The sequence below is a fragment of the Kitasatospora sp. NPDC101183 genome (genome assembly GCF_044767945.1).
In the GTDB taxonomy this organism is placed as follows: Bacteria; Actinomycetota; Actinomycetes; order Streptomycetales; family Streptomycetaceae; genus Kitasatospora.
This window is the reverse complement of record NZ_JBIWOW010000012.1, coordinates 25,127-45,449: the sequence shown is the minus strand read 5'-3', so window position 1 is coordinate 45,449 and position 20,323 is coordinate 25,127. Positions and strand designations below refer to the sequence as shown.

At 75.1% G+C, this 20,323-nt stretch carries 19 protein-coding genes and 3 tRNA genes; 7 read left to right on the top strand and 15 right to left on the bottom strand.

Annotated features, from left to right (window positions below; all coding sequences use genetic code 11):
- Nucleotides 1-10: 10 nt before the first annotated feature.
- From ACIRRS_RS18170 to ACIRRS_RS18155, 4 genes are all read right to left on the bottom strand, one after another.
- A complete protein-coding gene (locus ACIRRS_RS18170) occupies nt 11-646 on the bottom strand; it encodes a DJ-1/PfpI family protein (RefSeq protein ID WP_402971720.1) in 636 nt (211 codons plus the stop codon).
- Nucleotides 646-1,623: a GlxA family transcriptional regulator gene (locus ACIRRS_RS18165; protein WP_402971718.1), complete on the bottom strand. Its 978-nt coding sequence runs from the start codon at nt 1,621-1,623 to the stop codon at nt 646-648. Before ACIRRS_RS18165 ends, ACIRRS_RS18170 begins: the two co-directional genes overlap by 1 nt.
- Before the next feature lie 122 nt (nt 1,624-1,745).
- Nucleotides 1,746-1,819, bottom strand: a tRNA-Lys gene (locus ACIRRS_RS18160).
- 114 nt (nt 1,820-1,933) lie between these two features.
- Nucleotides 1,934-2,842 carry an NADP-dependent oxidoreductase gene (locus tag ACIRRS_RS18155; protein ID WP_402971716.1) on the bottom strand — a complete coding sequence of 303 codons (909 nt, stop codon included), beginning with the start codon at nt 2,840-2,842 and terminating at the stop codon, nt 1,934-1,936.
- A 176-nt stretch (nt 2,843-3,018) separates the two neighbouring features.
- Here ACIRRS_RS18155 and ACIRRS_RS18150 point away from each other — a divergent pair, with 176 nt between their 5' ends.
- Nucleotides 3,019-4,602 (top strand): Na+/H+ antiporter, encoded by a 1,584-nt coding sequence (locus tag ACIRRS_RS18150; RefSeq protein ID WP_402971714.1) that lies wholly within the window; start codon nt 3,019-3,021, stop codon nt 4,600-4,602.
- A 255-nt stretch (nt 4,603-4,857) separates the two neighbouring features.
- On the top strand, nt 4,858-6,519 hold the full coding sequence (pgi, locus tag ACIRRS_RS18145) for a glucose-6-phosphate isomerase (RefSeq protein WP_402971712.1): 1,662 nt from the start codon (nt 4,858-4,860) through the stop codon (nt 6,517-6,519).
- A 118-nt stretch (nt 6,520-6,637) separates the two neighbouring features.
- Here pgi and ACIRRS_RS18140 read toward each other — a convergent pair.
- The 3 genes from ACIRRS_RS18140 to ACIRRS_RS18130 form a co-directional block, all read right to left on the bottom strand.
- A tRNA-Lys gene (locus ACIRRS_RS18140) sits at nt 6,638-6,711 on the bottom strand.
- Between the two features lie 85 nt (nt 6,712-6,796).
- Nucleotides 6,797-7,354: a bifunctional DNA primase/polymerase gene (locus ACIRRS_RS18135; protein ID WP_402971710.1), complete on the bottom strand. Its 558-nt coding sequence runs from the start codon at nt 7,352-7,354 to the stop codon at nt 6,797-6,799.
- Between the two features lie 115 nt (nt 7,355-7,469).
- On the bottom strand, nt 7,470-7,826 hold the full coding sequence (locus ACIRRS_RS18130) for a hypothetical protein (protein ID WP_402971708.1): 357 nt from the start codon (nt 7,824-7,826) through the stop codon (nt 7,470-7,472).
- 275 nt (nt 7,827-8,101) lie between these two features.
- Here ACIRRS_RS18130 and ACIRRS_RS18125 point away from each other — a divergent pair, with 275 nt between their 5' ends.
- Complete coding sequence (locus ACIRRS_RS18125) at nt 8,102-8,404, top strand: hypothetical protein (protein ID WP_402971706.1); 303 nt, start codon at nt 8,102-8,104, stop codon at nt 8,402-8,404.
- Nucleotides 8,405-8,408: 4 nt separating this feature from the next.
- On the opposite strand, the gene ACIRRS_RS18120 is transcribed toward ACIRRS_RS18125, so the two are convergent.
- The 3 genes from ACIRRS_RS18120 to ACIRRS_RS18110 are packed head-to-tail and all read right to left on the bottom strand — an operon-like array spanning nt 8,409 to nt 12,627.
- Nucleotides 8,409-9,761: an AAA family ATPase gene (locus ACIRRS_RS18120; protein ID WP_402971705.1), complete on the bottom strand. Its 1,353-nt coding sequence runs from the start codon at nt 9,759-9,761 to the stop codon at nt 8,409-8,411.
- Nucleotides 9,758-11,362 (bottom strand): hypothetical protein, encoded by a 1,605-nt coding sequence (locus ACIRRS_RS18115; RefSeq protein ID WP_402971703.1) that lies wholly within the window; start codon nt 11,360-11,362, stop codon nt 9,758-9,760. The genes ACIRRS_RS18120 and ACIRRS_RS18115 overlap by 4 nt, the downstream gene beginning before the upstream one ends.
- Entirely contained in the window at nt 11,359-12,627 is a 1,269-nt protein-coding gene (locus tag ACIRRS_RS18110; RefSeq protein WP_402971701.1) for a hypothetical protein, read from the bottom strand. The genes ACIRRS_RS18115 and ACIRRS_RS18110 overlap by 4 nt, the downstream gene beginning before the upstream one ends.
- Nucleotides 12,628-12,790: 163 nt before the next feature.
- Here ACIRRS_RS18110 and ACIRRS_RS18105 point away from each other — a divergent pair, with 163 nt between their 5' ends.
- Nucleotides 12,791-13,447, top strand: a complete 657-nt coding sequence (locus tag ACIRRS_RS18105; RefSeq protein ID WP_402971699.1) for a histidine phosphatase family protein — start codon at nt 12,791-12,793, stop codon at nt 13,445-13,447.
- Nucleotides 13,448-13,477: 30 nt separating this feature from the next.
- On the opposite strand, the gene ACIRRS_RS18100 is transcribed toward ACIRRS_RS18105, so the two are convergent.
- Nucleotides 13,478-15,151 (bottom strand): tetratricopeptide repeat protein, encoded by a 1,674-nt coding sequence (locus tag ACIRRS_RS18100; protein ID WP_402971697.1) that lies wholly within the window; start codon nt 15,149-15,151, stop codon nt 13,478-13,480.
- Between the two features lie 271 nt (nt 15,152-15,422).
- Here ACIRRS_RS18100 and ACIRRS_RS18095 point away from each other — a divergent pair, with 271 nt between their 5' ends.
- From ACIRRS_RS18095 to ACIRRS_RS18085, 3 genes are all read left to right on the top strand, one after another.
- Nucleotides 15,423-15,944, top strand: a complete 522-nt coding sequence (locus ACIRRS_RS18095) for a hypothetical protein (RefSeq protein ID WP_402971695.1) — start codon at nt 15,423-15,425, stop codon at nt 15,942-15,944.
- Nucleotides 15,945-16,018: 74 nt separating this feature from the next.
- Nucleotides 16,019-16,933, top strand: a complete 915-nt coding sequence (locus ACIRRS_RS18090) for a spermidine synthase (protein ID WP_402971693.1) — start codon at nt 16,019-16,021, stop codon at nt 16,931-16,933.
- Between the two features lie 179 nt (nt 16,934-17,112).
- Nucleotides 17,113-17,571, top strand: a complete 459-nt coding sequence (locus tag ACIRRS_RS18085) for a GNAT family N-acetyltransferase (protein WP_402971691.1) — start codon at nt 17,113-17,115, stop codon at nt 17,569-17,571.
- Between the two features lie 9 nt (nt 17,572-17,580).
- On the opposite strand, the gene ACIRRS_RS18080 is transcribed toward ACIRRS_RS18085, so the two are convergent.
- The 4 genes from ACIRRS_RS18080 to orn all read right to left on the bottom strand — a co-directional run bounded on the left by ACIRRS_RS18080 (nt 17,581) and on the right by orn (nt 19,936).
- The gene (locus ACIRRS_RS18080; protein ID WP_402971689.1) at nt 17,581-18,315 is read right to left on the bottom strand and encodes a hypothetical protein; all 735 of its coding nucleotides are present in this window, start codon (nt 18,313-18,315) and stop codon (nt 17,581-17,583) included.
- 179 nt (nt 18,316-18,494) lie between these two features.
- A complete protein-coding gene (locus ACIRRS_RS18075; RefSeq protein ID WP_031069844.1) occupies nt 18,495-18,941 on the bottom strand; it encodes a DUF4442 domain-containing protein in 447 nt (148 codons plus the stop codon).
- 162 nt (nt 18,942-19,103) lie between these two features.
- Nucleotides 19,104-19,179, bottom strand: a tRNA-His gene (locus ACIRRS_RS18070).
- Nucleotides 19,180-19,333: 154 nt separating this feature from the next.
- A complete protein-coding gene (gene orn / locus ACIRRS_RS18065; protein WP_402971687.1) occupies nt 19,334-19,936 on the bottom strand; it encodes an oligoribonuclease in 603 nt (200 codons plus the stop codon).
- Nucleotides 19,937-20,323 lie beyond the last annotated feature (387 nt).

Here is a 20,323-nt window from a genome sequence, read left to right as displayed (position 1 = left end):
CTCGACCGGCCTACGTCAGCAGCAGGTTGGTGGCCGTCAGCTCCTCCACCAGCCCGGCCGGCGCGGTGGCCACCGAGCCCGCCGAGTACGGCGGCTGCGGGTCGTACTCGATGACCAGCTGGATCGACTCCGCCACCCGCGCCCCGGCCATCAGCCCGGTGAGGGTCAGCGCCAGGTCGATGCCGGCCGAAACCCCGGCCGCCGTCGCGTACTTGCCGTCGACGACGATCCGCTCCGCGCCCGACGGCTCCGCGCCGAAGCGGCGCAGCTCCTCCAGGCAGACCCAGTGCGAGGTGGCGCGGCGGCCCTCCAGCAGCCCGGCGGCGCCCAGGATCAGCGAGCCGGAGCAGACCGAGGTCGTCCAGGTGGTGGTGGCGTCCACCGCCCGCACCCACTCCAGCACCGCCTCGTCGCCGAGCTGCTCCATCGTCCCCGGCCCGCCGGGCAGCAGCAGCACATCGGCCGAGGTCACCTCCTCCAGCGAGGCGTCGGCGGTGAGCGCCAGGCTCGTCATGTCGGTGCGCACCGGCCCGCGCCGGGCGGCGGTGAACACCACCTCGGCGCCGGGGATGCGGGACAGCACCTCGTACGGGCCGACGGCGTCCAGGGCGGTGAAGTTCTCGTACAGCAGGACGGCGATGCGCATCAGTGACCTCCAGGGGGATCGGGGGCGGGGCGGAAGCGGCGGCGGTACTCGGCGGGCGGGGCGGCCAGGGCCCGGACGAAGGCGCGCCGCATCGCCTCCGGGGTGCCGTAGCCGCAGGAGCGCGCGATCTCCTCGACGCCCTCGTCGGTGTCCTCCAGCCGGCGGCGGGCGGCCTCCAGCCTGATCCCGTCCACGTACCGGCCCGGGGTCACGCCGACCTCGGCGGCGAAGGCCCGGGCGAAGTGCCGGGGGGACAGCGTCGAGCGGCGGGCCAGCTCCTCCACCGACAGGTCGGCCTCGGGGTGCTCGGCGATCCACCGCTGGACCTCGCGCAGCGGCTGCCGCGAGGCGACCTGGGCGGCCAGCTGGGTGCTGAACTGGGCCTGGTTGCCGGGCCGGCGCAGGAACACCACCAGGTGCCGGGCGACCAGCAGCGCGGCCTCCCGCCCGAGGTCCTCCTCCACCAGGGCCAGCGCCAGGTCGATCCCGGCGGTGACCCCGGCGGAGGTGGCGACGTGCCCGTCCCGGACGTGGATCGGATCGGGGTCGACCTCCACCCCGGGGTACCGCTCGGCCAGCGCCTCGCAGTACGCCCAGTGGGTGGTCGCCCGCCGCCCGTCCAGCAGCCCGGCCTCGGCCAGCACGAAGGCGCCGGTGCACACCGACACGACCCGCTCGGCCCGCCCGGCCAGCTCCCGTACGGCGGCGACCACCGCCGCGTCCGGCAGCACGCCGCTCTCCCCGCCCGGGACGAGCAGCGTGTGCACGGGCCCGACCTCGGCCAGGTCCGCGTCCGGCAGCAGCCGCAGCCCGCTGCAGGTGCGCACGGCCGCGCCGCCGGGCGAGGCGGTGACCACCTCGTACGCGCCCGGCCGCCGCGCGGCGGCGCCCGCACCCGCGAACACCTCCAGCGGCCCGGTGACGTCCAGGCTCTGCACGCCCTCGTACAGGACGATGACCACGCTGCGCGCTCTCATGCGGCCAGACTGTCACCGGCCGTGGAGGGCAGCAATGACCTGTTCCCCACCTTTCCTGCCACGGGGAGAGGCGAAAACGCCGGAAGGCCCTTCGCTCTCGCGAAGGGCCTTCCGGCTGTCTGTGCGCCGCCAGGGACTCGAACCCCGGACCCGCTGATTAAGAGTCAGCTGCTCTAACCAACTGAGCTAGCGGCGCCTGCTGACGTGGAGAACATTACCTGGTCAGCAGCCGAAACACACAATCGGCCCGGAATCCGTCCCCTCGGCGAGGTTTAGAACGCCCGACGGGGTTCGGAACGCCCGGCGGGGTTCAGAACGTCAGCACCACCTTGCCCCGCACGTGCCCCGTCCCCACCAGCCGGTGTGCCTCGGCGGCCTTCTCCATCGGCAGCGCCTCGGCGATCTCCAGCCGCAGCGTGCCCGACTCCCACAGCCCGACCAGCAGGCCGAGCCGCTCCGCCGTGCGGTCGGTGCGCACCGCGTGCACCCCGTGCTCCGCGGCGCCCTCGAAGTCGACGAGGGTGCCGATCCGCCCCCGGTCGGCGACCAGGCCGAGCGAGGCCTCCAGCGCCCCGCGCCCGGCGGCGTCCAGCGCCGCGTCCACGCCCTGCGGCGCCACCGCCCGGACGCGCTCGGCCAGCCCCTCCCCGTACGCGACGGGGATCGCGCCCAGTCCGCGCAGGTAGTCGTGGTTGCGCTCGCTCGCGGTGGCGACCACCGTGGCGCCCAGGGCCCGGGCGAGCTGGACGGCGACGGTGCCCACCCCGCCGGAGGCGCCGTGCACCAGCAGGGTGTCCCCGGGGCCGACCCCGAGCACGCCGAGCGCCGTGTGCGCCGTCTGGCCGGAGGCGGAGAGCGCGCCGGCCTGCTCCCAGGGCATCGCGGCGGGCTTGGCCACCAGCTGGCCGGCGTCCACCACGACCAGCTCGGCCTGGGCGGTCAGCGTCCGGAAGCCGATCACCTCGTCCCCGGCCTTCCAGCCCTCGACGCCGGGCCCCAGCCGGTCCACGACCCCGGCGAACTCGTTGCCGAGGACGGCCGGCAGCGCCAGTACGGCCCCCGGCGGGCTGTACCCCGCCCGTACGGCCAGGTCCACCGGCTGCACCCCGGCGGCGTGCACCCGCACCCGCACCTCGCCCGGCCCGGGCTCCGGATCGGGCAATGCGGCGATCCTCAGGACCTCCGGACCGCCGAACTCCGGGACGACGACTGCCTTCACGGCGAACTCCCCTCCACTCGGTACACCGACAGCCCCGATCCTCGAACCTGAAGTCCGCTTGAGGTCAAGCCGGTGTTCGGCGCGGCTTCACCGATGGGCGCATTGTCAGATTTATCCTGGACGGCGCTCAGCCGTCCGTCGTGCCCGTCGTTTCCGTTGTCGAGAGGAACCTCCCCGTGGGCCAGCTGCCCCTGTTCTTCCTGGTGCTGCTCGCCTCCGTGGTGACCATGCCGCTCGCCCGCCGGACGGGGGTGCCGCAGCCCGTCCTGATGACCCTGCTCGGCATCGTCATGGCGCTCGTCCCGCAGATCCCGGACGTCTCCATCGAGCCCGAGCTGATCCTGCCGCTGGTCCTGCCGCCGCTGATCTTCGCCGTCGCCCGGCGCTCCTCGGTGCGCTACTTCAAGGCCAACGCGAGATCGATCCTGCTGCTGGCCGTCCTCCTGGTGGTGATCACCACCGTCGCGGTGGCCGGCACGGTGCACTGGCTGCTGCCCGCCCTGCCGCTCGCCGCCGCGATCGCCGTCGGCGCCCTCGTCTCCCCGCCCGACCCGGTGGCCGCCGTCGCCGTCGCCGGCAGCGTCGGGCTGCCCCGGCGCCTGGTCGCGATCCTGGAGAGCGAGGGGCTGTTCAACGACGTCACCGCGATCGTCATCTACTCCCTGGCCATCGACGCCGTGGTCAGCGGGGACTTCTCGGTCGGCCACGCCGTGCTGCGCTTCGTGCTCTCCGCCGTCGTCGCCGTCGTGGTCGGCATCGTGCTCGGCTGGGTCAACACCAAGCTCGCCGAGCGGCTGGAGGACCCGACCCAGCAGGTCGCGCTCAACCTGCTGGTGCCCTTCGCCGCCTACTCCGTCGCCGAGGAGATCCACGGCTCCGGCGTGCTCGCCGTCGTGATCTGCGCCCTCTACCTCGCCGAGCGGGCCTCCGACGCCGACGCCGTCTCCTACCGGCTGGTCGGCAACGCCTTCTGGGAGGTCGTCGAGATCCTCATCACCGGCGTCGCCTTCGGCCTGATCGGCCTGGAACTGGCCACCGTCCTCAAGGAGGCCGGCCGCGGCTGGACGGGCTTCCTCGGCGACGCGGCCGTGGTCATCGCCGTGGTCGTGGTCGTCCGGCTGCTGTGGCTGCTGCCCGCCGGCTGGCTCTCCAAGAAGCTGCGCAGCGGCGACGAGGAGGACACCCCCTTCAGCTGGAAGGAGAGCGTGATCCTCTGGTGGTCCGGCATGCGCGGTGTGGCCACCGTCGCCCTGGCCCTCGCCATCCCGCTGACCCTGCACTCCGGCGAGGACTTCCCCGAGCGCGGCCGGCTGGTCTTCATCGCCTTCAGCGTCGTCCTGTTCACCCTGCTGGTCCAGGGCCTGACGCTGCCCTGGCTGGCCAAGCGGTTCCAGTTGGACATCGACCAGGACGCCCACGAGCAGGCCGTACGGCAGCTCTGGTGGCGCGCGGCCAAGGCCGGGCTCAAGCGGCTCGGCGAGCTGGAGGAGCAGGACAAGCTGCCCTCCGAGGTCGCCGACCGGCTGCGGGACCGTCAGCACGACCGGCTGGCCCGGCTCTGCCCGGAGAACTACGCCGAGGAGGAGGCCGCCGAGGCGAAGCTGCGGCTGAGCCAGTGGCGTGCCGCCCGGGAGGTCGAGCAGGAGATGATCGCCGCCTCCCGGCGCGAGATGCTCGCGGCCCGCAGCGAGACCGGCGCCGATCCGGAGCTGGTCGACCAGGTCCTGCGGGGGCTCGACCTGCGCTCGGAGCGGAGGTGACGGGGAAGTGGTGGAGCGGAAGTGACGGCTCGGCAGCCCGCTGCTGAACGCCCGGACGGAACGCCCCGGACGGAACGCCGGAATGTACGGAGCGGCCGCCCGGGTTGCATAGGGTGAACCCGGGCAGGCCGTCAACGGAGTCGGCGCACCACCCCGGAAGCCACCGCTCGACCTCGCACAGTTCCTCAATATCGGGGACTCACACGCCTGGCCCTGCCGGTACTCATCCGCACCCAGATGAATCGAGGAACCCCGATGTCGGAGACCCGCGCCGACGCCCGCACCCCGCTGGACCGCACCCCCCAGTGGGCCGCGCTCGGCAAGCACCGGGCCGAGCTCGGCGACACCCACCTGCGCGACCTGTTCGCCGCCGACCCCGAGCGCGGCCGCCGCCACGTGCTCCAGGTGGGCGACCTGCACGTGGACTTCTCCAAGAACCTGGTCACCGACGAGACGCTGGCGCTGCTGCGCGACCTCGCGGCCGCCACCGGCGTCGCCGAGCTGCGCGACGCCATGTTCCGGGGCGAGAAGATCAACGTCACCGAGCACCGGGCCGTCCTGCACACCGCCCTGCGCGCCCCGCGCGGCGCCGTGGTCGAGGTCGACGGCGAGAACGTGGTGCCCGAGGTGCACGCCGTCCTGGACAAGATGGCGGCCTTCGCCGACAGGGTCCGCAGCGGCGAGTGGACGGGGCACACCGGCCGGCCGATCCGCACCGTCGTCAACATCGGCATCGGCGGCTCCGACCTCGGCCCGGCGATGGCCTACGAGGTGCTGCGCTCGTTCTCCAAGCGCGACCTCGACGTCCGGTTCGTCTCCAACGTGGACGGCGCCGACCTGCACGAGGCCGTCCGCGACCTCGACCCGGCCGAGACACTGTTCATCGTCGCCTCGAAGACCTTCACCACCATCGAGACCATCACCAACGCCGTCTCCGCCCGGGACTGGCTGCTGACGGGCCTCGGCGCCGGCACCGAGGCGGTGGCCAAGCACTTCGTGGCGCTGTCCACCAACGCCCGGGGCGTGCAGGACTTCGGCATCGACACGGCCAACATGTTCGAGTTCTGGGACTGGGTCGGCGGCCGCTACTCCTACGACTCGGCGATCGGCCTCTCGCTGATGATCGCCATCGGCCCGGACGCCTTCCGCGAGATGCTGGACGGTTTCCACCTCGTCGACGAGCACTTCCGCACCGCCCCGGCGGAGGAGAACGTCCCGCTGCTGCTCGGCCTGCTGGGCGTCTGGTACGGCGCGTTCTTCGACGCCCAGGCGCACGCGGTGCTGCCGTACTCGCACTACCTGTCCAAGTTCACCGCCTACCTGCAGCAGCTGGACATGGAGTCCAACGGCAAGTCGGTGACGCGCGACGGCACCCCCGTCGACTGGCAGACCGGCCCGGTGGTCTGGGGCACCCCCGGCACCAACGGTCAGCACGCTTACTACCAGCTGCTGCACCAGGGCACCAAGGTGATCCCGGCCGACTTCATCGGTTTCGCCGAGCCCGTCGCGGACCTGCTGCCCGGCCTGGTCGCCCAGCACGACCTGCTGCTGGCCAACTTCTTCGCCCAGACCCAGGCGCTGGCCTTCGGCAAGACGCCGGAGGAGGTCGCCGCCGAGGGCGTGCCGGCCGAGCTCGTGCCGCACAAGACCTTCCAGGGCAACCACCCGACCACCACGATCCTGGCCGGGGAGCTGACCCCCTCGGTGCTGGGGCAGCTGGTCGCGCTGTACGAGCACAAGGTGTTCGTCCAGGGCGCGGTCTGGAACATCGACTCCTTCGACCAGTGGGGCGTCGAGCTGGGCAAGGTGCTCGCCAAGCGGATCGAGCCGGTGCTGCTGACCGGTGAGGGCGCGGAGCAGCTGGACAGCTCCACCGCCGAGCTGGTCGCCCGCTACCGCGCGCTGCGCGGGCGCTGATTCCGCCGGGCCGGTCCGTCCGCTTCGGCGGGCGGACCGGTCGCCGCCCCGTGCAGCCGAAAGCGCCGGAGAACGCCGGAAGGCCCTTCGCTCTCGCGAAGGGCCTTCCGGCTGTCTGTGCGCCGCCAGGGACTCGAACCCCGGACCCGCTGATTAAGAGTCAGCTGCTCTAACCAACTGAGCTAGCGGCGCCTGCTGACAGGGAAGACTCTAGCAGCGCCCCGCGGCCGGACCAAAATCGAATACCGGCCGCCCCCCGTTCACCTGCCGTCCGCGTTCACCTGCCGGACAGCACCGCGGATCCGGCGGGGGCGGCCCCGACCGGCTCCCGCGCGGCCCGGACGCAGGCCCAGAGCGTGACGGAGGCACCCGGCAGCCGGGGCTCGCGCTCCTCCGGGGCGACGATCCACCGCCCGGAGCCCTGCCCGGGCGACTCCGGGCCGTGCACCATCCGCTGGACGGGCGGGACGGTCACCGCGTCCCCCTTGCCGTGGCAGAGCAGCGGCGGGACGTCCCGGGCCCACTCCTCCCAGGCCAGCAGCCGCCGCAGCCGGGGCGCCGCACCGGGCTGGACGAACAGCAGGGTCCGGCCCCGGTACGTCGCCACCGGGCCGCAGCCGGGGCCGGAGGCCCACAGCTCGTCCAGGACCCGGCGGCCGAACAGGCCCGGCATGCTGATCACGTCGAAGGCCCGCCCGCAGGGCAGCACGGTGGGCGCCCAGGGGCGGGTCTCCCACAGGGCGCGCATGCTGCGCGGGTACTCGCTGGCGGAGGCGAGCCACGCCTCACCGGCGACGGTGACGTACTCCACCGACTGATGCGTCCAGATGTCCACATCCGGCAGCGTGCTCGGTGCGCGGCGGCGGTGGGGCGGAAAGCGCGGTTCGCCGGACAGGGGGACGGGCGGTCGCGTACCCTCCGCGCCACCGGCATATGCCAGGGGCGTGCGGTCAGTCCTCGTGGCGGCGGGGCTGGAGGAGGCCGCGGCCGTACTCGATCATCTTGGCGGCGTAGTCCGCGGTCCAGTCGGCCCGCTCGGCGATCTCGGCTTCGGAGAGCGCGTCGAAGCGGCGCGGGTCGGCGAGCTGGGCGGCGGCGACCGCCTGGAAGTCGGTGGCCCGCTCGGCGGCCGCCCGGAACGCCAGGGCCAGTTCGGTGGAGCGTCGCAGCAGCTCGGCCGGGTCGTCGATCGACTCCAGGTCGAAGAATCGTTCCGGCTCGGGCTCGGAGGCCTGGGGCTCGAAGAGCAGTTCCACCGGGCGCAGTCGCCTGGCGGGCTGGGTCGACTCTGCACGGGAGTCGGGCATGGACGGACACCTCCGGGGTCTGAGGGTGGGGTGGGCGGGGGTTGCTCCGGGCCGCCCGCCCGGTCGTGGCCGTCGTCCATTGTCGCGCGCGGACGGCCGGTAACGGAACGGTGCGCGTGCGAGCGCTATTCCCCGGCCGTGCGCCGGACTTCCGGAGTTCACGCCGGGGCAGTGCCCCGTGCGCCGTGCGTCCGACAGGCGTCGGGGGCGCATCCGGATCGCATGCGAACCGGTTGTCCCGGGTGTCCAGCCGTCGAAGGCCCGTGGAGGCCCGCATGCGCACCCGTACCGTCCTGTCCGCCGTCGTCCTCACCCTGCCCGCCTCCCTCGCGGCGGCCCCGCCGGCCCGCGCCGCCGAGACCGCCCAGGTGGTCACCGGGCCGGTCAGCGCCCCCGGCGGCGTCTCCACCGCGACCTGCCCGCGCGGCACCCACCTCACCGGCGGCGGCTACCGGCTCCAGCCCGACGCCGAGGGGCCGGTGCGCGCCAGCGGGCCGACCGCCGACGCGACGGGCTGGAGCGCCCAGGCCGAGCGGGGCTCCGTCGTCGCCTTCGCCGTGTGCGAGACGGAGGACTGAGCCCTCAGCGCAGGTGCACCCGGTGGCCGCTCAGGTGCTGCAGCACCTGGTGGTTGGCCTCCCAACCGTCCGGGAAGGCCACCGGGACGCCCAACTGCACCGGCTCGGTGGCCGGGTGCTCGTCCAGCAGCTCGGCGATCCCGGCCCGGGCCACCACGATGCAGGCGTGCCGGTGGCGGGAGGCGAGCACGCACAGGCGGCCGGTCTCCAGGTGGAAGGCCGTCGCGTCGGGGCGTCCGGAGAGCGGGTGCAGCACCACGGTGACGTCGTACTCGCGGCCCTGCAGCCGGTTGGCGGTGTCCACCGTGACGGCCGGCCCGGCCTCGCCGTCCACCGGGACGCCCGCCTTCACCAACGCCGCCCGTACGGCCGCCGCCTGGTCCCGGTGGGCGGTGCCCACCGCGACCCGGTCGGCGGTCAGCGGCGCCTCGCCCTGCTCGGAGCGGGCCGTCAGCCCGCGCTCCAGCAGCCGGCGCACCGTCGCCGCGACGGCCGCCACCGCCTGCGGGTCGGTCCGTACGGTGTGCCGGGCGGGCAGCTCCAGCAGGGCCCAGCCGTGCTCGGCGGCCCGGTCGATCGCCGCGTCCAGCGCCGAGCCGTCCGGGCGGACGGAGGCCGTGAGGGTGCGCTCGCCCGGGCCGGTGCCGGAGCGGAACGGGGTGTACGGGTAGAACGCCCGCGAGATCAGCGGGGCCGCGCTGGCGGGCAGCCGCCAGGAGACGGGCAGCCGGTGCGGCTCGATCTGCGGGTTGTGCGCCAGCATCGTCACCACGGCGCTGCCGGACGGGTCGTAGGACAGGCCCGCCCACTGCTCGGTGCCGACGACGGTGAACGGGTCCAGCTGGCCCGGGTCCCCGACGAACAGCGCCCGCTCGAAGAGCCGGGCGACGGCGAGCAGGGCGTCCGAGCGCATCTGGTACGCCTCGTCGACGATCGCGTGCCGCCACGGCGCCTCGGTGCGCACCCACTGCCACTTGGCGGAGGTGGAGACCACCACGTCGTGCTCGACCAGGTCGGCGACCTTGTCGGAGGGGGTGACGTTGGCGTGCTTCAGCACCTCCGGGCCGGGGCGGGAGTCGGTCGCGTGCAGCCGTCCGATCGTCAACTCCGGTGCCTTATCGGCCAGTCGGCCGACCAGGTCGTCCACCTGGCCGTTGGTCTGGGCGACGATCATCAGCCGCTCGCCGGCCTCCACCAGCTCGCGGGCGGCCCGCACCACCAGGGTCGACTTGCCGGCCCCGGGCGGGGAGTCGACCACCACGCCGCGCGGGGCGCCGGGCGCGGGGTGGACGGTCGCGGCCAGGATGCGGGCCACGGCGGCATCGGCTGCCGCGCCGGGGGACTGCGTGCTCGTCATTCCCAATCCTCGCTGACGACGGTGGAGTTGGCGGGTGCCGGCGCTGCGCCGGGCGGGCCGCCGTGCGTCCAGGGGGTGTCGTCCGGCTCGGGCAGCGGGGCCGACTGGCGGACGGTCAGCTCGAACAGGGTGAAGGTGACGGTCTCGCCGGGCTCGGGCAGGCTGCCGGGCTCCGGGTCCTTCCTGCGGCCCATGCCGGAGACCACCCGCAGGGTGATGGTGCCCTCCGCCGGGTCCACCGCGACGATCCGCGCCTTCTGGGCGGAGGCGCCGTGCACGCGGTGCGCCTCCCGGCCGAGGTCGGCGTGCGGGCGGTCGGCGGTGCGCAGCGTGATCAGCGGGCGGGGCTTGGGGGAGCGGCCGGTGGTGTCCCAGTCCGGCACCACCACCGTCACCGTGCCGCTGAACGCCTCGCCGGACAGCCGGTGTTCGGCCATCGCCAGCGGATCGTCCAGCGCCTCCTGCACGTCGAGGCGGGCCTGCTCGCGTTCGCGCTGGGCGAGCTTGCGGGCGGCGGTGACGGCGTCGTCCTGGCGGGGCTGCGGGGGCTCGCCGGCGGCGAGGCGGTCGCGGTGGCCGGTGTAGGACCAGCGGTCGCCCGTCCAGCGCTCCTCCAGGTGGCCGCCCGGCGGCAGGGCGCGCAGCAGGTCCAGGCCCTGCCAGACGTCCCGCCAGGTCGGCAGCAGCGCCTCGGACAGCGCCTGCTCCAGGCCCGCGACCGCTCCCCGGACGGCCGTGCGGGCGCGGGTGGCGGCCGTCCCGTCGGCCTGCTCGACGGCGTGCTGGAGGGCGCCGACGGCCGCGTCGTAGCGGGTGATCGCCGGGGCGAGCACGACCTCGTCGAAGCGCGGGTCGGTGGCGGGGCCGGCCGGCGGGTGCAGCAGCTGCTGGCGCTCGTCCCGCGCGGACTCGGCCAGCTCCGCGGCCTGCGCGCCCGTCAGCCCGGGCGGCGGGGCGTGCCAGGCGAGGTGGGCGGCCAGGTGCTGGTCCTCCAGGTGGCTCTGGCCGGTGGCCCAGTGCCGGGCGAGCAGGCCGGTCATCGGCAGCAGCAGGCTGGAGCCCGGCACCTGGGCGCGGTCGGTGAGGTGGGTGAGCCAGCGGCCGAGCAGCGGCACCCGCAGAGGGGCCGGGTACGGGCCCGGGTCGGCGTCCTCGGCGGTGCGGCGGAACCGGGTGGAGCGGCCGATCAGCGCCAGGTGCTGCACGCCGGCGCCGTTGGGCACGATCAACTGTGGTGCGTCGGCGCACAGTTCGCGGAAGACCTGGGTCTTCTCGCCGGTCTCCGGGTCCTTCTCGGAGCCTTCGATCTGCTCGACGTCCTCGCCGAAGGACTCCAGGTAGGGCAGGAGGTCGGCGGCCAGTTCGGCCAGGAAGTCGAAGCGCAGGGTGCGGTTGAGCGGCTGCGGCACCAGGTGCAGCCGGGGCGCGTCGCGGTCGGTGCCCAGCATCACGGCCAGCGGCGCGCCGGCCTCACCGGCGGCCGTCAGGGGGACGACGACCATCGGGCGCTCGGACAGGTGCCGGTGGCGGACGGTGGCCAGCGGCTCGGCCCGCCCGCTGCGGACGGCCTCCAGCCGGGCGAGGGTGGTGAGGAGGCTCATGCCGACAGGGCCTCCGCGAGTGCCTCCGCGTGCAGGGCCTCGGGGTGCGGGGCCTCGGCGCGCAGGGATTCCACATCCAGAGCCCTCGCGCCCAGCGCCTCCGCCCGCAGGGCCGCCGCGTACGCCAGGCGCTCGGCGGCGTCGTCCGCCCGGCCGGTGCCGTCGGCCGCGGCCAGGGCGGCCGCCACCGTGCGGATGCTGCCCAGCTCGCCGCGCACGCCCCGGCCGAGCTGCTCGACCCGGTCGTCACAGCGGGCCCGGGAGCGGCAGTGGAAGCCGAGCTCGCAGGTGGAGAGGCAGTCCGGGCTGTAGGCGGCGGGCATCGCCTCGACGGAGGCGGTCAGCTGCTCGTCCGACCGTACGGGCGTGCCGTCCTCGGCGGCGGCCAGGTCGAAGTCGACGCCCTCGGGCAGCACGGCGATCAGCCCGCCGATGCCGGTCATCCGGCTCAACTGGCGCCGGGTGGTGGCGAGTTCGCGGCGCACGTCGACGGCCACGGCGGTCGGCCGGTTGCCGAAGTCCTTCGGGCAGACCAGCAGCACGCCGGTGCGCGGGCTGCCCGGCAGGCGCTGCTCGGTGTACGGGTCCTCGGCGAGCGGCTGCCCGGCCGCCGCGGCGGCGGCCCGCTGGAGCGCCAGCACGTACACGGCGGCCTGCCGGGCGGCGGCGCCGACCTTGGCCGGGTCCGCGCCGCCGTCCAGCACGGGGAAGGACTTGATCTCCACCACCGTGCAGCGGCCGCCGTGCACCACGACGGCGTCCGGCTCCAGGTAGGCGGTGCTGCCGGCCACCTCCAGGCGCAGCATCGGGTGGTCCAGCAGCGTCCACGCGTCCGGATCGGCGGCGGCGCGGGCCAGCGCCTCGGCCGTCCGGTCGGCGCGCACCGCCGGGCCGGAGCGCGGCAGCAGGTCCGGCACCTCCAGGGGGGCGCGCTCGTCCGCGGGCACGCCGAGGTGGGCGCGCAGCGGCTCCAGCAGCGCGGCGTAGTCGTCCGCCTTCAGCCGGGACTCGAAGATCACGCCGCGGGCGATCGCGAAGGGGGACTGCCCGAAGGGGGCTGGGCGGCCGAGCCGGGCGGCCAGGGCGGACTTGTCGACCCCGGCCGCGTCGAGCACGGCGCGGCGGTGACAGCCGGGATTGGCCGCGAGCGCGGCGAGGGAGCGGGCGTTCAGACTGCGCTGGGGAGCCGGTCCTCGCAGCTCGGCGAGCCGCTGGGCGAGCGGCTCAGCGGGCCCGCGGGGCGGGACGTTCGTCGAGACGTTCATGGTGCGGCCCAGTGTCGCATCCAGGTCCGACAACGCGGCGTCCGACGGCCCGTTCCCGTGCGGAAGGGCCCGCGATCGTGGCCGCGCGCCGGGTGCGGGATCATGGAGCCCGGTGCTCAAGGGTGAGACCGACCGTTGACCGCCCCCGCTGCGAGGAGCCACCATGCCCGCCCGAATCGTGCTGGTCCGCCACGGCGAGACCGAGTGGTCCGCCACCGGCCGCCACACCGGCCGCACCGACATCCCCCTCACCGAGGACGGCCGCGCCATGGCCAGGGCGCTCGGCGCCCGCCTCGCCAAGGCCCCCTGGAACGGGCTGCCGGACGCGCTGGTCTACACCAGCCCGCTCGGCCGGGCCAAGGAGACCTGCGAGCTGGCCGGCTTCGGCGACCGCGCGGTGGAGCGCCCGGAGCTGCTGGAGTGGGACTACGGGCAGTACGAGGGCCGCACCGGCCCCGACATCCGCGCCACCGACCACCCGGGCTGGCTGATCTGGCGCGACGGCGTGCCCGGCGGCGAGAAGCTCTCCGAGGTCGCGGCCCGGGTGGACCGCTTCCTCGCCGAACTCAACGCCGAGCACGGAGTCCCCGAGACGGACACCACCGTCATGCACTGCGCCGACCGGGACGTGGTCCTCTTCGCGCACGGGCACCTGCTGCGCATCCTGACCGCCCGCTGGCTGGGCCTGCCGCCCGAGTTCGCCCAGCGCTTCAAGCTCGGCACGGCGGCGCTGTGCGTGCTGTCCTGGGAGTACGGCGCCCCGGCGGTGGAGGTGTGGAACGACCTCTCGCACCTGGAGGGGCTGAAGTACGGCCACTGAGACGGATGGTGACTGGCCGTCAGGTACGGCTCAGGCCGCCGCGAACCCGTCGTACCCGGTGAGGAAGTCGCGCACCTCGGGCACCGCGGCGTGCGGGCGCAACCGCTCGGCCGTGTCCGCCAGCATGCTGCGGATGCGGGCCGAGCGGACCTCGGCGAACAGCGCGACGGCCGCCGACCCGTGGTGCGCCGCCCCCGCCAAGTCCCCCCGGCCCAGGCGGTCGTGGGCCAGTTCGGCGGTGTACAGCGCCCGGTTGCGGACGAAGTGCGGGCGCTGGAGCGCCATCGCCAGCCCGGCCTGCTCGCTGGCGCGGTCCCACTCGCCCAGTGCGGACCAGCACTGGGACTGCAGTCCGGCGATCTCCGCCTCGCCGAAGAAGGACATCCACTCGGGGTCGGCCGCCGAGGGGCCGCGCTCGAACAGCTGGTACGCCCGGGCGAGCGCCCGCTCGCACCCCGGCCGGTCGCGCAGCACCGCCCAGCCGCCCGCCTCGCGCATGGCCAGCAGGGAGAGCAGCCGGTCCGAGCCCAGCCGCCGGGCGGCGGCCTGCCCGGCCTGGGCGGCGCGCAGCGCCTCGCGGGGGCGGCCGGAGTCCCGGGCCAGGAAGGCGCTGTTGCAGAAGACGTGCGCCTCGAGCGCGGAGTCGCCGGCCATCCGGGCCGTGGCGAGCGCCTCGGAGTAGAACGAGCGGGCGTCCGCGAGCCGGTTGGAGTCGTGGGCCAACCAGCCCACCGAGATGGCGAGTTCACCCGCACCCGCCTGCAGTCGTCGCTCCGTCTCGTCGTTGTACTCGCCCTCGTTGAGCAGCACGTACGCGTGGCGCAGCGACTGTCCGGCGCGCTCGTACAGGGCGTCGGCGCCGTGGGCGTCGTCGGCCAGGCGGATGTCCCGGACGGCCTGCTCCACGCCGAGCACCTCGGCGTGGCCGACCCGGCGCAGCGGCGGCACCTGCCCCGGGCGGCCGGGGACGACCCCGGCGGGCCCGGGGGCGAACAGGGCCTGGGCGTCCTCGGGGGCTGTCCCGGGGCTGATGCCGGGGGTGATGCCGGGGGTGATCCGGAGGGTGATCGTTTCGCCGATGGGCGCCCGGGCCTGGCCGGGAAGGTGAACGGCGGGGACGGGCGCGGCCGAAGCCGTCCGGTCCAGGCCGATCGCGGTGGCCAGCGCGGTGGTGCCGCCGGCCAGGAACGTACGGCGACGCACGTCGTCGTTCTCCTCGTCGAGATGGGGCGGTCCGCCGGACCCCCATGGCGCCGGGCCGGCACCCGGCCACGACGGCCCGTCCGGAGCGGCGGTTTCCGCGTACGGCGAGGCAGCGTACGGGAGTTGAGTGGACGGTGCCGATCGAGGGGCGGGCAGCGGTCGGAACGGACCGGGGCGGGCGGGGTCGTCGGCACCTCCCCGCGGGCCGCCCTCCGCCGGGCGTCGGCGGACGGAGGTCCTGGGGGCGAAACCGAGGTCGGTGAGCGTGCGGTCCGGCCACATGTGCCGGAACACCCGCTCGTAGGCGTAGTTGGGGCAGCGGATCTCACCGGCCTCGACCCGCCCGACGTAGCGGGCGTCGCAGGACACGTGCTCGCCGATCTCACGGGCGGCCCGGCGCACCGCCGTGGCGAACTCCCCCGGGGACCGGTCGCCGCGCAGGGTGCGCATCGCGGCGTTGGGGGACGGGCGGTTCGGCTCGGCCGGTGGGGGGGCTGCCATGGCGCCGACAGTACTCGGAGTCACCGGTCGGGCACAGTCGGTTCGTGGGAGATGTGCGGGCAATTGCGGAGGAAACGGGCGAAGTTACGGGTAATCCGCCATGAAATGCCATGCCTTGCTGTAAGGCGCCCCGTGGCCTTCCGGTGCACTGCCGCGTTGTCCTGATACCTGGAAAGCCCCGTGCCGCCCCGCCGTCCCCCGGCGACCCCCACCCGGCGGCGGTGCTTCCGACCCGACGAGGTACCCGGACGAGGTACATGGAGGAGGGCCGATGATGGCCACCGGACTGCCGCAGTACCGTCCCGTCCCCGGGCGCGTGCTCGCCGCCGCCGCTCCCGCCCTGCTCCCCGACCCGGTCGACGACCGGATTCCCGGCCGGGGCCCGGTCGACGGCGGCAGAGCCCCCTGCGAGGGCCGCACCGGCGCCCCCTCCGGCGCCCCCTCCGGCCAGGGCGTCCTCGTCACCGGCTGCGACACCGTGACCGTCGCCCTGCGGCACGGCCTCGAAGCCGTCGACATCCTGCGCCTGCGCCGCGCCTGCGGCGCCGTCCTGCAGAGCCGCAGCGGCAGCACCGTCGCCTTCCTCGTCGCCGCCGGCACCGCCGAGACCTGGCACCTGCCCGGCAGCACCTGTACCTCGGGTGCCCTGCTGCCCGCCGCCACCGACCCGCGCTGGGTCATCCCCCCGACCGGCGCCGCCCTCGCCGTCCGGCCCACCGACGCCTGGGTCCTGCGCTCCGCCCTCTGCGAGGCCGCCTGCACGCTCACCGCAGGCGGCCTCGGACCGTTCTGAGCTGGGGCTTCATCCAAGGCCGTCACCTGAGGCCGGCACCCGAGCCGTCACCGCCGGGCGGCGATAATGGCCCCATGGGACGAAGCAACAGGGCCGCACGCGGCGGCGAGAGCGCCGACACCACCGGGCCGACCGGGCCTGGCGGCCGCACCCACGCGCAGGGCCCGCTCACCCGCCAGGTCGGCTCCGGCCTGGCCGAGCTGCGCCCCGACCAGGACCGCCCCTTCGCCTGGAGCCTCCTGATCGACGGTGCCCCGCAGTCCCTCGTCGACCTCGCCGACCCCACGCGCCTCGGTTTCGAGTACCAGCGCCGCCTCGGCCACCTCGTCGACCTCGCGGCCCCGCCCGGCCGCCCGCTCACCGTCCTGCACCTCGGCGGCGGCGCCCTCACCCTGGCCCGCTACGTCGCCGCCACCCGGCCGCGCTCGCGCCAGCAGGTCGCCGAGATCGACACCGCGCTCACCGAACTCGTCCGCGCCGAACTGCCGTTGGACCGCAGCTGGCAGATCAAGGTGCGCGGCGGCGACGCCCGCAGCGTGCTGGAGCGCACCCCGGAGGGCAGCGTGGACCTCGTCATCACCGACGTCTTCTCCGGCGCCCGCACCCCCGCCCACTGCACCACCGTCGAGTTCACCACCCTCGCCGCCCGCGCCCTCGCCCCCGGCGGCTGGTACACCGCCAACATCGCGGACGGCGGCGCCCTGCCCTTCGCCCGCTCCCAGGTCGCCACCCTGGCCGCCGTCTTCCCCGAGCTCTGCCTCCTCGCCGACCCCGCCGTCCTGCGCGGCAAGCGCTTCGGCAACCTCGTCCTGGCCGCCGCCCACACCCCCCTCCCGGTCGCCGACCTCACCCGCCGCGCCGCCTCCGACTCCGCCCACGCCCGTGTCGAACACGGCCGCCCCCTCGCGGACTTCACCGCCGGTGCCACCCCCGCCACGGACGCGACGGCGGCCCCGTCCCCGGCGCCGCCTCCGGGGGTCTTCCGCTGACGTGGCGGCCCCGTCCCCGGCGCCGCCTCCGTCCGCCCCTCCCGTCTCGAACACGGGCGCCTTCCGGCCGACTTCGCCGTCCTGGCGCCTGCGCCCGCCGGTCCCACGGCAGCACATCCGTGGTGGACGGTCGACGCCCGGCGCACAATGGCCGTCACCGACCCGAGGGGGAGCACGCCATGCGGATCCGACCGGCCCGGCTCGACGAGGCCGCACTGCTCACCGGCCTCGCGCTGCGCTCCAAGGCGCACTGGGGCTACGACGAGGCGTTCATGGCCGCCTGCCGCGAGGAACTCGCCCTGGACGAGGCCGCGTTGGGTCGCCTCGTCACCGCCGTGGCCGAGGACGGCGGCCGGGTGCTGGGCTTCGCCTCGCTGGAGGCCGATCCGCCGGAGGGCAGCCTGGACATGATGTTCGTCGAGCCGGAGGCGATCGGCCGTGGCGTCGGCCGCGCGCTGTTCGAGCACGTGCGGAGCGAGGCCGCGGCACTCGGCCTGCACCGGCTCACCATCGACGCCGACCCGAACGCCGAGCCCTTCTACCTCGCGATGGGCGCCACCCGCATCGGCAGCACCCCGTCCGGATCGATCCCGGGTCGCGAACTCCCTCTGCTGGAAATGACGTTGACCACCGCCTGAGGGCCGTTCTCAGTGCCCGCGCGGCAGCCCGCGGTGCTTGCACATGGCCGCGCCCGTGAGCAGCAGCCCCGCCGCGATCGGGGCGAGGACGGCGGTCGCGGTGGCGGAGCCGTCCCCGAGGTCGGTGACCGTCGCGGTGTCGGCGAGCGCGATCGCCTCCGGCGACCCGCCCCCCGCCGTACCCGCTCCCGCGCTCGCGCCCGATGCCGGTCCCGCCCCGCCCGCAGCCCCGGCGCCGGGCGCCGCAGTGCCCGCGCCCCCTGCGGCCACCGGTTGCGCCGCCTCCGTACGGGCCCCGGGCGACTGCCCGGCCGCCCGCGGCCGGTCGGCGGCGGTGCGCTGGCGGGGGACGGTGGGCTGGTCGGCGGGCCCGCCCTCGCGGGAGGCGCGGGTCTCGGCGGGCCTGGCCTGGGCGGGGACGGTGGGGAGCAGACCGGAGGCGAGCGCGAACGCGTCCGGGAGCGCGGCCTGTTGGCCGGGCAGCGGCAGCCCGCCGGAGCGGATCCGCTCCTGCAGCACGCCCCCGACGTCACCCACGGCTCCGACCGCCCCGGCGGCGCCCTCGCCCAACTCCCCGATGACCTGCGGCGCCCGCCGGACGGCCGAGTGGCCGCGCTCCTGCGGCGGTTCGGCGGTGGCGGCCGAGGCTGCGGCGCCGCCGAAGCCCCACAGCTGTGCGAGCAGCGCCCCGCCCGCCGCGACGGCGCGCGGGCTGGGCAGCCAGCGCCCGATCACGTGCCGCACGCCGCCCCCTGCGGCATCGGGGGAGGGGGTGGCATCGCCGGGGGCCGGTTCCTGGGGCTTGTCCGCGTGATTGGCTCGCACGTGAGTCGAGAACGAGCCGCGACCGCCCGAGGTCACGCCGGGCCCCTCGCGGCGGTGGCCCCGGAGCCTCGCTCGCGGGGCCACCGGCCGTACGGGGGTCAGGAGTTGGGGCGCAGCGTCCAGGTGACCGTCATCACGCCGGTGACGGCGCCGTCGGCGCGGGTGATCTCGACCGTGACGGGGAACTCGGGGCGCCCGCCCTCGTCCAGCTCGGCGACGACCTCGGCGGCCGGGCGGCCGAGCACGGCGGTGGCGGTGACCTCGCCCATGGCGAGCTTCTTGTACGCGATCTCGGCGTTCACGGCGAGCGGCACGGCCCGGGAGAGCTGGTCGCCGAAGGCGGCGAGCACGATGCAGCCGCTGGCGGACTCGGCGAGGGTGAACATCGCGCCGGCGTGCGGGCCGCCGACGTGGTTGTGGTACTCGGCCTGGTCGGGCAGCCGGAGCACGGCCCGCTCGGGGGTGGTCTCCAGGTACTCGAGCTTGAGGGTGTGCGCCATCGGCACGGTGGCGTCGAGCATCTGGCCGATCGTAGGTGTGGTCATGGAGACGATGTTACTAGCTGGTAGTATCCGGTGGCAGGGGTGACCTCGAACAATCGGAGCGGCACGGGCCTGCGGGGAGCCGGACTTGGGGCCGCGAGGGCCCAGGGGAACGCGAAAACGCCTGAGGGGCCGATCTCTTCAAGAGATCGGCCCCTCAGGCTCTGGGGTGAGTAACGGGACTCGAACCCGCGGCCACCTGGACCACAACCAGGTGCTCTACCAACTGAGCTATACCCACCATCTGTCCGGCTCGTTCCCGCTCTCGCGTTCACGTTCCGACAGAGAGAACTCTACAGGATCGGAGAGGGTGCTCGCGCCAGGGTTTTCCCGGCGTGAACGCGGGCGCCCCCGGTCGACCCCGTGGCGGGCGTCCTCAAGGAGGTTCCGCCGGTTCAGTCGGCGGTGACCTGGTGCTTCTCCGCGATGGCGCGCGCGGTGTCGGCGTCGGGACCGGGCTGGGGGACGAACACCGCCTCGCGGTAGTACCGCAGTTCGGCGATGCTCTCGCGGATGTCCGCGAGCGCCCGGTGGTTGCCGCCCTTCGGCGGGCTGTTGTAGTACGCCTTCGGGTACCAGCGGCGGGCCAGCTCCTTGATCGAGGACACGTCCACGATCCGGTAGTGCAGGTGCTTCTCCAGCGCGCGCATGTCCCGGGCCAGGAAGCCGCGGTCCGTCGCCACGGAGTTGCCGCACAGCGGCGTCCTCCCGGCCTCCGGCGCGTGCTCGCGCACGTACGCGAGCACCCGCTCCTCGGCCTCGGCCAGGGTGACGCCCTGCTCCAGCTCGTCCAGCAGGCCGGAGGCGGTGTGCATCTCGCGCACCACGTCGGGCATGCCGGCCAGCGCCTCCGCAGGCGGGCGGATGACGACGTCCACGCCCTCGCCGAGCACGTTCAGCTCGGAGTCCGTCACCAGCACCGCGACCTCGACCAGGGCGTCCCGGTCGAGGTCGAGGCCTGTCATTTCACAGTCGATCCATACCAAGCGGTCATTCACGCCCTCACCCTACGGCGCGATCACGCGCCGCGGGGACCGGAGGAGCCGAGCGGGGTGCCGGGGCGCCGGCCTCGGCGCGGTGCTCCTGCCCCACCGGGTGCTCGGCCTGCCGGCCGTCGCGCACCGGGTGGCCGTCCCGTTCGTCCGCCTCGGCCCGGGGTGTCCGGGTGTCGTGCGGATCGCGGCCGGCCTGACCGTTCGGTTCCGGACGGGCCTCGCGTGCTGTCACCGGGCGTCCGCCCTCGGAGGCCGTGGCCCGGACGCCCGGGGCGCCCTGGGCCCGTACCTGCGCGGGCCTGACGGCACGGCCCGCGGCCGCTGCGCCCGGTCCGGCCATCGGCATCCGGCCACCGGGGCCGCCGGACGCGCCGTGGGCACGGGCCCCCT

What these genes read in the sequence shown, in the direction of transcription:
- ACIRRS_RS18170 (WP_402971720.1), bottom strand. Translation starts at nt 646, where the DNA reads ATGCGCATCGCCGTCCTGCTGTACGAGAACTTCACCGCCCTGGACGCC.
- ACIRRS_RS18165 (WP_402971718.1), bottom strand. Translation starts at nt 1,623, where the DNA reads ATGAGAGCGCGCAGCGTGGTCATCGTCCTGTACGAGGGCGTGCAGAGC.
- pgi (WP_402971712.1), top strand. Translation starts at nt 4,858, where the DNA reads ATGTCGGAGACCCGCGCCGACGCCCGCACCCCGCTGGACCGCACCCCC.
- ACIRRS_RS18130 (WP_402971708.1), bottom strand. Translation starts at nt 7,826, where the DNA reads ATGCCCGACTCCCGTGCAGAGTCGACCCAGCCCGCCAGGCGACTGCGC.
- ACIRRS_RS18125 (WP_402971706.1), top strand. Translation starts at nt 8,102, where the DNA reads ATGCGCACCCGTACCGTCCTGTCCGCCGTCGTCCTCACCCTGCCCGCC.
- ACIRRS_RS18120 (WP_402971705.1), bottom strand. Translation starts at nt 9,761, where the DNA reads ATGACGAGCACGCAGTCCCCCGGCGCGGCAGCCGATGCCGCCGTGGCC.
- ACIRRS_RS18115 (WP_402971703.1), bottom strand. Translation starts at nt 11,362, where the DNA reads ATGAGCCTCCTCACCACCCTCGCCCGGCTGGAGGCCGTCCGCAGCGGG.
- ACIRRS_RS18110 (WP_402971701.1), bottom strand. Translation starts at nt 12,627, where the DNA reads ATGAACGTCTCGACGAACGTCCCGCCCCGCGGGCCCGCTGAGCCGCTC.
- ACIRRS_RS18105 (WP_402971699.1), top strand. Translation starts at nt 12,791, where the DNA reads ATGCCCGCCCGAATCGTGCTGGTCCGCCACGGCGAGACCGAGTGGTCC.
- ACIRRS_RS18100 (WP_402971697.1), bottom strand. Translation starts at nt 15,151, where the DNA reads ATGGCAGCCCCCCCACCGGCCGAGCCGAACCGCCCGTCCCCCAACGCC.
- ACIRRS_RS18095 (WP_402971695.1), top strand. Translation starts at nt 15,423, where the DNA reads ATGATGGCCACCGGACTGCCGCAGTACCGTCCCGTCCCCGGGCGCGTG.
- ACIRRS_RS18090 (WP_402971693.1), top strand. Translation starts at nt 16,019, where the DNA reads ATGGGACGAAGCAACAGGGCCGCACGCGGCGGCGAGAGCGCCGACACC.
- ACIRRS_RS18085 (WP_402971691.1), top strand. Translation starts at nt 17,113, where the DNA reads ATGCGGATCCGACCGGCCCGGCTCGACGAGGCCGCACTGCTCACCGGC.
- ACIRRS_RS18075 (WP_031069844.1), bottom strand. Translation starts at nt 18,941, where the DNA reads ATGACCACACCTACGATCGGCCAGATGCTCGACGCCACCGTGCCGATG.